Below are 11,346 nucleotides of genomic sequence, written 5' to 3'. Positions count from 1 at the left end.
AACGCCTTGCGTCAATTTATGTATTATAAAGTAAACTTCAGGCTGAAATGATTATAAAGCAACACTCTTTTTTATATTTCCTGACAAACAGATTAGAAGGAGGAAAATAATTAATTCTCCGCTGGGAGAGTGCGATCGCTAACCCGGACGGTGCCTGAACACTCTTTTACTGACAGGTTCGTTGCACATAATGGAAAGCGCGCTGATGCCTGATCGACGCTCAGAGGCTGTTTACGGAGATGCCTGCCCCGTCGCATTACTGCCCGCTTCCAGTCGCTATTCCTCCCTTTGCGCGTTGCAGGAGAGGTGTTTAACAAAAAAATGCGGGGCTGTGGTTCTCCCCGCGATGAGCTTGTTGAGAAGTGAAACGGATGTTGCTTCTGGTTGGACAGGCTGAAGATGGCGGGATCGGCGTCAGAGAGAAGTGGAATTTACATGGCATGATCCCGATGATAAAGCGCCCATTGCTCAATTAACTCTCCTGAAGGAAGAGTGCAATAGCCCACTACGCCTGCCTCTGTTTTAATCTGCGAAGGCTTGCCGCCCACATGCAGACACCAGGCTGTAGCGGGATTATGCATATTTAAAACTTTTGCTGCCGATGGGTGCTGTGCGCAGGCGGAGAGTTGCAGTCCCGTCAGCAGCAGCATGGCAGTAGTTTTCTTCATTCTCATCAGTAACACTCCTGAGTTTGTTTTGTTTCAGCACGGCTTAAGTGCTTTGGCCCGGCGCAGATATCGGCCTGCCAGCCTCACTCCCATCCTGACATTCTCCCTTCATGACCCTGGTGCCACGCGCTGGCGTTTATCAATAACCGGCCGATGGTTACACGAAGGGAGAAGAGCGCCTTACTTTATAGCGAAATGAATTAACCTCTCCTCAACGATCCCTCTGTTTTTATCCTTTATTGTTCACAGCGGAGGGGATCAGCCTAAATAAACATTATCAAAAAAGAATGCATGTTAATAAAATTAACAGCAATTCCTCGTTTGCAATAACCGCATTCTCTTAATTTTTAATGAAAATTACCTTTGCCTGACGCTTTTTCTTCTCAATGGAGAAATAGACAAAACATTTGCACCATCTTTACATAATTGAACACCCCCCTGCATAATCCTGTTACTTTCCAGGCCTGAGATAATCACTGGAAATAATAGAAATTTACTGGCTTGTATTTGCCAGAGTAGCCGATGCGCTGCATTTAATAGCCGTTACTATTCATAATGTCTATTCGGACAGCTTTGGCTCATCACTAAAATCTTACGGAAGAGTTACTGGTATGAACAATAAATTTGAGTTGAGTAGAATTGCAAAAGCGTTATTACTTGCCGGCGGCATGGGCGTTGTGCCGGGAATGGTCTGTGCTGCTATGGTAGGCAGTCAGTCAGGCAGCGAGATTATATTAGGGGATGTGACGACGCTGATTGCCGATACTTCAACTGGCGATGGCCTCTACGGCATTATTGTTCCGGAAGGGCCAGCAGGTACGGTCGCAGCGGGTAGCGGTACAACGGTAAGCGTTAAAGATACCGGCAATTATGCCAAAGGCATTTTGTTAAGGGCGGATAATAGTCGTTTTACCGCAGATAAATTAATTCTCAACGTTTCCGGTAACACAGCGACTGGCCTTGAGTTAAGCGGCCATAAAGTCAGCGCCAATTTAGGATTAGACTCGTCAGTTAATATCGTTGCCCCCGGCATGTCTGAAGGGGTAGCGATCCGTAACGCCTCCACGCTGCTGGCCGATACGCTGCAAATCACGACTCAGGGTGATAACGGCACGGCGCTGCATATAGACGGCTATGGCAGCAATGCCGATATCGGCGATGACAGTAGTGTACAGACGAGTGGCACCAACAGTCACGGAATACAGATTGATACATTGACTGGCGATGCGGCTGACGGTGCTGCCAACCTGAAGGCTAATGCGTTAACCATTAATACCCTCGGCAGCGGCTCGCAGGGTATCAATATTCAGGCCAACAGTACGGTCGATCTGGGCAGTAATTCCACCATTATTACCAGCGGCGACACCTCAGATGGCATCCAGAGTCTGGGCGATTTAACCGCCGACCATCTGACTATCAGCACTTCAGGAGCCAACTCCGCTGGCCTGTCAGTCAGTGAGAATGGCGTGGCGAATATCGGCCCTGGTAGCGTGATCTCCTCCGTGCAGACCGGCGGTATTGTGGCGATGGGTGAGAGTGCGACCGTTAATTTTTTCGGCAGCGCAGAGGAGCGCAACAGGGTACAGTCAGCCCAGGGTTATGGGGTATCGGCGCAGTCAACTGGTGCGGTAATAAACTTACAAAACAGTGATATCGCCATAACTAATGGGGTCGCTACAAACATGGGGCTTTGGGCCAGTGACGGGGGGGTAATCAACGGCGACGCGCTGACCATTACCGGCTCCGGCAGTTCTGTCGGCGTTTATGCCGGGACCGACAGCCAGGTCAATCTGACCGGCGATCTGACTATAGATATGGGCTCTCCGGCTGGCATAGCGATGGCTACCCAACACGATGAGGGCTTTGCGCCCAGCGTCATCAGTGCCGACGGGAAAATGGATATCACCGGCAGCATAGAATCTCTGGGCGGCTTAATCGATCTTAGCCTGGCTGCCGGATCAATCTGGTCCGGTAGCGCCGTCAGCGATAATGTCAACGGCGGCCATTTAAACGTTAACCTCACCGATAGCACCTGGAATGTTGCGCAAACCTCCAACGTCGATGACCTGCAAATGAGCAACTCGCTGGTAGATCTCTCTGCGGCGACCGACAACGACACCTATTCCACGTTGACCATCGCCAGGCTTAGCGGCAGCGGGGACTTTTCATTACGTACCGATCTGGTGGGCGATGGCGTCAACAACACTGGCGATAAAGTGGTGGTGACAGAGAGCAGCGCCGGTGATTATGGTCTGACTATTCAGAACCGCGGCAGTGCGGTCACCACGGGCGACGAAGTGCTGACCCTGGTCGAAACACCCGATGGTACTGCGACGTTCAGGGGTAATTCAGACGTTGAACTGGGCGGTTATGTTTATACCGTTAATAAACAGGGCACCAACTGGGTGCTCTCATCGCCGAAACCCGCAGAGGTTCCGGCTCCGGAGAATACGCCAGCAGCGCCTGGGGATAATGCCGGAGCTGCACCTGCTTCGCCAGCTGATAATAGTGCCGCCACGCCGACAGATAATACCGGCTTCACGCCAGCTGATAGTAGTGGCGCTGTTCTCCCTGCCGCACCAGCTAACGGCTCAACCACCCCACCTACAGAGCCGGACGGCGGCAGGGTGATCACCAGCACGGCTAATGCGGGCGCTAATTTCCTTAATATCGGCTATCTGATGAACTATGCCGAAACCCAGACGCTGTTGCAGCGTATGGGCGATGTTCGTCAGGGTAAAACCGATGGAAATGTCTGGCTGCGCGGTATGGATGGCCGGTTCAGCGGCTTTGCCAGCGGCAAAATGAGTAATTTCAGCATGAACTACACCGGCTATCAGTTCGGGGTTGATAAACGCCTGTCTGAAGAATTGCCGGTTTATCTGGGTCTGTTTATGGGCGTGACGGAAGGATCGCCCCACTATAAAAATGGTGACGGCGATACGAAATCTGAGAGTTTCGGTCTCTACAGCACCTGGTTGAATGATGCCGGTTACTATCTGGATGGTGTGGTGAAAATCAACCGTCTGCGCAATCAGTTCAATGTTACTGATACCCAGAATAACCGCGTGACCGGCAACGGCGTTTCATCCGGCGTCAGCGCGTCACTGGAAGCGGGCAAAAAATTCAGCTTCTCTGACAATGCGGCGGGGTTTTATCTGGAACCTCAGTTACAACTCACCGCAGGTCATCAGGATGGCACTTCGTTGCGCGCCTCTAACGGCCTGAATATCGACCTCTCCAGTTACAAATCTCTGCTGGGCCGCGCCAGCGTGCTGGCAGGTTATGAGATTAACCAGAGCGATTACAAACTCAACACCTATATCAAAACCGGCGTAATGCGTGAATACAGCGGCGATGCCAAATACGCGTTGAATGGCTCTCAGGAGCGGCACTCCTTCCAGGGTAACGGCTGGAATAACGGCATCGGCGTCAGCGCGCGGATGAGTAATCATACCCTCTTCCTGGAAGCGGATATGGTGGACGGCGAACGCTTCAATCAGCGTCAGGTTAATGCAGGCTATCGTTTTAGCTTCTGATTTTATGGCAAAAACAGGAATTGTTTCTCTTAACAAAAGGAGTAGTTAATGAAAAAAACCTTATGGATTATGCTGGCCTTGCTCTGCTCGTCATCGGCTTATGCCCGTCAGGAAGTTACCGTAGCGGAGGCAAAAGAAATGCATGACGATCGTCACGTGTCGATTACCGGCACTGTCAGCAGTCGGGCAGATGATGATAACTACTGGTTGCAGGACTCTACCGGGCGCATTCGCATTGACGTTGACGATGATGATGACGATGACGACTATCTGGTGGGCAAAAAGGTGCGGATCAGCGGCGAAATCGACCATAACAACGGCCGGACTGAAATTGACGTCGATCGTGTCTATATTCTGAAGTAACCCAGCCCTTTACCATAAAGCCAGCGCTGTCTGGCTTATTTCCGGCCTCTGAAACGGGCATAAAAAAGCACGCTTAAAGCGTGCTTTTTCTTTCCGGCCACAGTTACTTTTCGCGGAACGCTTCCTGTACACGCAGCAAGGGCCGTAGCAGATACTGTAGTAAACTCTTCTCGCCGGTACGGATATCGACCGTGGCGGTCATCCCTGGGATCACCCGTAATTCCTGACTGCCGCTTTTGGTGAGCGTATTGTTTTCCGTCAGCACCATTACGCGATAGTAGGTGTCATCTGCGCCGGGCCGCCTTGCGGTTTTGCTCTCCTCATCTTTCAGGGCGCCGGGGCTGATACTCTGTACATGCCCTTTCAGTCCGCCATAAATGGAGTAGTCATAGGCGGAAATTTTCACCACGGCTTCCTGGCCTGGAGCCAGAAAAGCGACATCTGAGGGGCGAATATGGGTCTCAACCAGCAACTGATCGTCCAGCGGCGTCACTTCCATAATGGCCGCGCCAGGCTGAATCACCCCGCCAAGCGTGTTGATCTTGATGCTGTTAACGATCCCGCGTACTGGCGTGCGTACCTCGGTGCGTTCCAGGGTGTCATGACGGCCCAGCGCGGTCTCCTGGAGGCTGGTCATTTCGACATCGACCTTTGAAAGCTCATCGTTGGCTTCATTACGGTAGCGGTTTTGTCGCTCCGTAATCTGTAATTCCGCATCGTTGGCCTGCCGCTCAAGCTTCAGCACCTCGGTTTTGGAGAGCAACGATTTGGCTGAGAGTTCGCGCGCCATCGTCAGCTCTTTTTGTAGCAGAGCTTTTGACTTCAGATAGCCTGCAATAGATTCATCCAGCGCGCGTTTACGCAGCTTCCAGGCGTCAGTTTCACGCGCCACTAATTCCGGCGCCTCCATAACCTCAGGTGGGAAGACCAGCTTGCTGCCGGTCGCCTCAGCTTCCAGACGCGCAGCCTGGGCCTTAAGCGCCAGCAGGCGATTAGCGCTTTCACGAAACGAAGCTTCGGCCCGTGTCGGATCTATTTTCGCTACCACTTGCCCCTTATCAACGGTATCGCCTTCATGCACCATCAGCTCCTGTAGAATACCGCCCTCCAGACTTTGCAGAACCTGCTCCCGGGAGCTGGGCACGATCTTCGCCGAACCGGTGGTCACCTCTTCAATATTGAAATTGGCTGCCCAGAGCACGACCAGCACCATCAGCGCCACGCCGCCCCAGGCGATATAGAGCCAGCCTTCCCAGCGATCCTGACGCGCCGCAAGCACCATTTCGCTGGCGGTGTATTCCGTCACGCGTTGCTCTTTACGTTTATTGCCTTTCGATAAATTGCTCATGCTGTCACCTCGCCAGAGTGGCGCGGAGCCTCTGCACTGATCTCGACGCCAGCAGGTTTGGCTGCGGCGCGCAGCACTGAGGCAGCCGGGATCTTCCCGCTATTTAACAGGCTGATAATCTCTTCTCGCGGACCATCCGCGACCTTGACGCCCTCATCCATCACAATGACCCGATCGACATACTTCAGAACCGCCGGGCGATGCGTCACAATAATCACGGTCCGGCCTTCCATCGCCGGGATGATCGCATTCAGGATCATGCGTTCCGACCCCATATCCATCCCAGAGGTAGGCTCGTCCAGCAGCAGCACATCCGGGCGCGACAGGATGGCACGAGCCAGCGCTATCGCCTGCTTCTGGCCGCCGGAGAAGTTTTCTCCGCGTTCGCTGACCGGCATACCGAAGCCCATTGGATGCGCCGCGATAATCTCGCTGACGCCGGTCATTTTCGCCGCCGCTATCAGCTCCTCATCGCTGGCGTAGGGGGCGCCCATGACCAGGTTGTCGCGCAGGGAACCGAACATAAAGCGCGGCTCCTGATTCACCAGCGCGATACGACTGCGCAACTCCACTGGCTCCACCTGACCGATATCCACGCCGGCGACAGTGATGGTACCTGCGGTGGGCGGATAGAGGCCTACCAGCAGACGCAGCAGGGAGGATTTCCCGCTGCCCATTTTGCCGAGAATAGCGACACGTTCCCCCTGGCGGAAACGGAGATCCAGCTGCTCAACCACCGCAGGCAGATCGTCTTTGTAACGCAGGGTTACTCCTTCACAAACGATCTCGGTCTGGCTGCCCTGCGGGAGCTGCACATAGACTTTCTCTTTTTCACGTTCGGTCGGGGCCTGCATTACTTTATTGAGAATTTCCAGCGAGGTTTTCGCCTGCTGAATGCGCAGTCCTAACGCTGCCAGTGTCGCAATCGGCATAATGGCGCGCCCCATCAGCGTCATGGTGGCGATAATGCCCCCCATGGAGATGTCGCCATCCCCCACCAGATAAGCGCCCCAGACCAGCAAAATGACGGTGCCGAACTGCTGGGTCGTCTGAATTACGCTGGAACCCATGGTGGCGAGAAAGCGTGATTTCATGTTCACTGAGGAGAGTTTAACGCTGGCGACATCGTGTTTGGACGCCACCAGATTTTCAGCGCGCAGCACTTTGATGGTTTCGAGATTATCCAGCGATTCGATCACCAGGCCATAGCGGTTGCTGCCGATTTTCATCGATTCTTCGGCATGACGCTTCAACGGGATCTGCATCAGCAGCACCATGGTCACGATAATCACCAATATCAGGATCACGCACCAGACCAGCGGCCCGGCCACCAGATGGATAACCACCAGAAAAAGTAAAACAAAGGGTAAGTCTGCGACGGTGGTAAGCGCCGCCGAGGTGGTCAGTTCACGAACGCTGTCGAAACTTTGCATAACGTTGCCGAAAGCACCGCTGGACTGCGCGCGGTTGGTCATTTTGCCTTTCAGCACATGGCGAAACAGCTGCGCGCCCAGCACCAGATCAATCTTTTTCCCGGCGCGATCGGTGATCCATGCGCGGCCCAGCCGGGCAGCCAGTTCAAACAGCAACGCCAGACTTACGCCGATAGCCATGGTCCAGAGCGTGACGTAGGTTTGATTGGGCAGTACCCGGTTATAGACCGTCATGGTAAACACTGACATCGCCAGCACCAACAGGTTGATCACTACCGACAGCGCGGCGGCTTCATAGATGTAGCGTTTAAAGCTCCATAAGGTATGCCAGAACCAGTGCCCTTCCCCAACGCGCACAATGTCATCGGCACGATGGTCGAGGTAAGATTTTGGCCGTAGCAGCAACAGCTCGCCGCTATAATGCTGGGCAAGACGCGAAAAATCGACCTCAACCGGCTGACTGCCCAATGCGGGATCGATAATGGCGCAGCGCTTTTCACTGCACTGCGTTAATACGCAGTATCCGGTTTCCAGCCGCATAATGGCTGGCAGCACAAAGCTTTTCACATCAATCAGGTCAATCTGCTGCCAGGCTGCGCTGATGCCGCGGCTCTGGAGCGCGCGCAGCGCCCACTGGTTTTGCGCCGCAATATCTTCATGCGGAGGAAAAGCGGGCATATCCGCGCGTAAGGCGTTCAGGGTCAGGCGAACATCAAACAGCCGCAGTGCGCTTTGCAGCGCGACCAGCAGGGTCTCCTGTATTTCTGGCGGCGGCACTGGGATAGCGCTTTTTTCAACATCTGCTACAGAGCCAGCAGGCTCAAAATGAATATCAGTCACGGTATTGCTCCTCTGGACGGCTTATACGTCCTGGCCCGGCGGTAAAAAGATCCCTGCCGCCAGGCATGCTGTTCGGTTTTTTTCGGGCAGAATTAGCGCACGGCCTGAATGGTGTTGGCAGGAAGCGAATTAACCTTCTGCGCCAGCTCACTGGTTTTCCCCAGCGCAGCGACAATCTGCCACTGGGCTGCCAGGTATTGCATTTGCTGCTCCTGATAGCTTGCCAGGCTGGTGTAGTAATCTGTGGCGAAAGAGATCAAATCGGTTAACGGACGCTGACCGGCGAAGAACTGGACTTCTCCCGCTTTCCAGGTTTTCAGCGCAGTTTCCGACTGTCTCTGTAGGGCGTTAATCTGCCGCTCGCGCAGCGGTAATGAGACCCAAAGCTGATCCAGTTGCTGTTTTAAGGTACGGAGCGTGGCGTCCTGCTCCGCCTCGGCGGCGATCAGTCGTTGCGTTTCAGCTCTGGCGTTCGCTCTGCCAGCGCCGCCGTCCCACAGGTTAATGTCGCTGTTTACCTGTAACGTAACGGCTTTAAACGGCTCCATCTCACCGTTGCGCTTCGGGCTGTCCAGGCTTAACTGCACGCTCCATTTCGGCCTGTTCCACTTTGAGGCGAGTTCCACTGCGGCTTTCGCCTCTTCTTTACGTTGCCGTGAAACTGCCCAGCTGGGATTTTCCTTTAACACCTGCTGTGCCTGCGCCAGCGAGGCGGGCAACAGACCCGCTTTTTTCAGATCGGGCAGATCGCGTGTCAGGACGATCTCATTATTGAGGAGTGCGCTGAGCTGTTGCTGCGCCTGCTGGTAGGTGGTGTAGCTCATTTCGCGGCTGGCGATCACCGCATTAAGACGAGTCGCGACCTGGTTGATTTCCGAGGCGCGGCCGCTGTCGATAGTAGCGATGGTCTGAACCCGATTTAACAGGTCTTGCAGCGCGGCGATCTCTTTATCCAGCACGCCAACTACTTTGGCGTTAGTCGCAGCCGAGGTGAACAGTGAAAGCACCTGCTGATTAAGGTTTTCGCGCGTGACATTAATTTGCGCTTGCTGCATTGAATAAGCAGCCTGTTTACCGGCGACGCTGGCATCGGTGCGCCCATGGTCGTAAAGTAATTTACTGACAGAAACATGAGGCGATAGCGGATTATTTTCATAACCTGGCTGCCCGGAATAGCCTGCCGCGCTGATACCGGTACTGACCTGAAAGCCGTTCGCTGCTTTCGCCTGTTCGATATCATAATATGCACCGGCACTGGTCGATAATGCCGACCGTACCGAAGGATGATCCGCGGTCATGCGTATCATTTCAATAAAGTCCGTTGCGTGGGCATTTAATACAGGATTCAAAAATAGCAATGCCACTATTATCCGGCGCAACGGGTATTTTGATTCTGGTGAAAAAAAAGTCTTCTTCATAATTAACTCAAAAATAAAAAGTGAAGTGGACTGGCTATTTATCCTGTCGCCTTAACGATCCTGCGACGGGGTTGTTGTAACCGCCCAAAGTGTCATTTGGCAACGTTAATGCTGCAAAATGGCATATATAGATTTTTAATCCTTAATGAATGGATTTATTCATCACTTTCATCTGTGGAGACGGGGCCGCCGCCAGCGTCAGAAAGCTGGTGAAAGCGGATGCAGAAAGGCAGCCTCTGCTTTCAAGCTAAAAAAGGGGGCGGTAGCCGAAGCCACCGCCTGGGAGGTTAGATAACGTTTAAGCCATGCTGGATTAACAGCTTGACGGTAGTGTCATCATTATTGGTGTAAACATCATAATTAACACCATTTTCGGTTTGCGATGTTGAGACCGTCCATTCCTCTTTATTTATATTAACGGTGTCATTTGCGCCATTACTGTCAGAGCCAGCCACATCACCGGTAATATGTAATGTATTCGCTTCATCACCATTATCTTTAGTGATTTCGAGTACATCACTGGCGCTGATAAACAGAGTTTGCGCCGTGTTATTACCCATATGAATAGCTTCTATACCACTAATTTTGCCCGATACCGTGCCGAGTTCTAAATCGTTATGAGAATTCCAGACCAGCATATCGTGACCTTCTCCGCCTTCAACGCTGCTGAAGTTAGTGCTGTTGATCACAATAGTGTCATCGCCTTCCTTCGCATCAACGGAGTGGGCGCCACGTGCATCCAGTAAATCATTGCCAGCGGTGCCATTGAGATCGTACTGCGCAGGTTGATACTCAATATGCGTTGCCCCGCGATCCGGTGTCAGTCCCAGCGTCTCATTCAGGTCGACTAAGCGACCTTTGATAGCCGAACCGTCGCCGTCGCCCACACCCTGATCGGTCCAGGTAACGTAGAGCTGTCCGCCGGTCAGGAAGGTGGCGTCCACCTCCACCTGCTCGCCGTAGGTCAGCTGGTTGATCTGCATCTGCTGACCCACCTTGTTACCCGCCGCGTCAAAGTACTGCGCGTAGATACCGCTGGTGCCTGCGCCTGGCGCCGTGTCGGTTGAAGAGAGGAACACCGCCACAAAGCTGCCGTCTGCCTGACTTACCACCCTCGCCATATGCTGATCGCTGGCGGTGGCCGTGTTGATCAGGAACTCGCTGGTCAGCGCGGTGCCGTCCGCCGCATAGATGCGGCCCCAGACGCCGAAGCCGCTCTGGTCAGGCCCGCTGTTATCGTTCGAGTCCCAGGTCACCACGTAGTTGCCGTTATCCAGCGCGCTGACCGCCGGTGACGCCTGATTGTTAGCCAGGGTCTCGTTAACGACAAAGCTGCTCACCACCGCATGGCTCGACGGATCGTAAACCGATACGCCCACGTCATAGCCGGTCGCTTTTATCGTATAGGTAACCGCTACCTGGCCATTTTCCAGCACCGCCACCGACGGTAACGGCTCCCATTCAGGAATGAGGGCGTTAGCGTTCAGGCTGGTGGACGCCAGCACCATTTCCGACGTAACCGGCGTGCCGCTGGCATCGTACTGACGACCGTAGACCGTCCAGGTACCGCCCAGGCTCGCTTCCCACACCACCATATAGCCGCCGTCATCCAGGCCGGTAATAGCCGGAACGCGCAGCTTGCTGGCCGCCGTGCTGGAATCGACATTGTACTCGGCGCCACTGGCCACCACGCCGTTGACGTTGCCCGCCCCGTCGTAGCTGTAGCTGAAGCCCTGG

Annotated in this window: 6 protein-coding genes and 1 pseudogene; 2 read left to right on the top strand and 5 right to left on the bottom strand. The window is 53.8% G+C overall.

The window, feature by feature from the left end; translation table 11 throughout:
• Positions 1-431 precede the first annotated feature (431 nt).
• Entirely contained in the window at positions 432-674 is a 243-nt protein-coding gene (locus AAH450_RS17000; RefSeq protein WP_342911273.1) for a putative hemolysin, read from the bottom strand.
• Between the two features lie 605 nt (positions 675-1,279).
• On the opposite strand from AAH450_RS17000, the gene AAH450_RS16995 reads away from it, so the two are divergent.
• On the top strand, positions 1,280-4,207 hold the full coding sequence (locus AAH450_RS16995) for an autotransporter outer membrane beta-barrel domain-containing protein (RefSeq protein WP_342911272.1): 2,928 nt from the start codon (positions 1,280-1,282) through the stop codon (positions 4,205-4,207).
• 48 nt (positions 4,208-4,255) lie between these two features.
• Positions 4,256-4,570: a NirD/YgiW/YdeI family stress tolerance protein gene (locus AAH450_RS16990; protein WP_342911271.1), complete on the top strand. Its 315-nt coding sequence runs from the start codon at positions 4,256-4,258 to the stop codon at positions 4,568-4,570.
• Between the two features lie 103 nt (positions 4,571-4,673).
• Here AAH450_RS16990 and AAH450_RS16985 read toward each other — a convergent pair whose 3' ends face one another.
• The 4 genes and pseudogenes from AAH450_RS16985 to AAH450_RS16970 form a co-directional block, all read right to left on the bottom strand.
• The gene (locus AAH450_RS16985) at positions 4,674-5,918 is read right to left on the bottom strand and encodes an HlyD family type I secretion periplasmic adaptor subunit (RefSeq protein ID WP_342911270.1); all 1,245 of its coding nucleotides are present in this window, start codon (positions 5,916-5,918) and stop codon (positions 4,674-4,676) included.
• Positions 5,915-8,191 carry a type I secretion system permease/ATPase gene (locus AAH450_RS16980; RefSeq protein WP_342911269.1) on the bottom strand — a complete coding sequence of 759 codons (2,277 nt, stop codon included), beginning with the start codon at positions 8,189-8,191 and terminating at the stop codon, positions 5,915-5,917. Before AAH450_RS16980 ends, AAH450_RS16985 begins: the two co-directional genes overlap by 4 nt.
• A 92-nt stretch (positions 8,192-8,283) precedes the next feature.
• Positions 8,284-9,498, bottom strand: a complete 1,215-nt coding sequence (locus tag AAH450_RS16975) for a TolC family protein (RefSeq protein WP_342911268.1) — start codon at positions 9,496-9,498, stop codon at positions 8,284-8,286.
• Between the two features lie 398 nt (positions 9,499-9,896).
• A pseudogene (locus AAH450_RS16970) lies at positions 9,897-11,346 on the bottom strand (hypothetical protein); the annotation flags it as partial.

It is taken from the genome of Erwinia magellanica, assembly GCF_039023495.1.
Taxonomy (GTDB): Bacteria; Pseudomonadota; Gammaproteobacteria; order Enterobacterales; family Enterobacteriaceae; genus Erwinia.
Note: the sequence above shows the minus strand (reverse complement) of the source record. Positions and strands in the feature narration are given on the sequence as shown.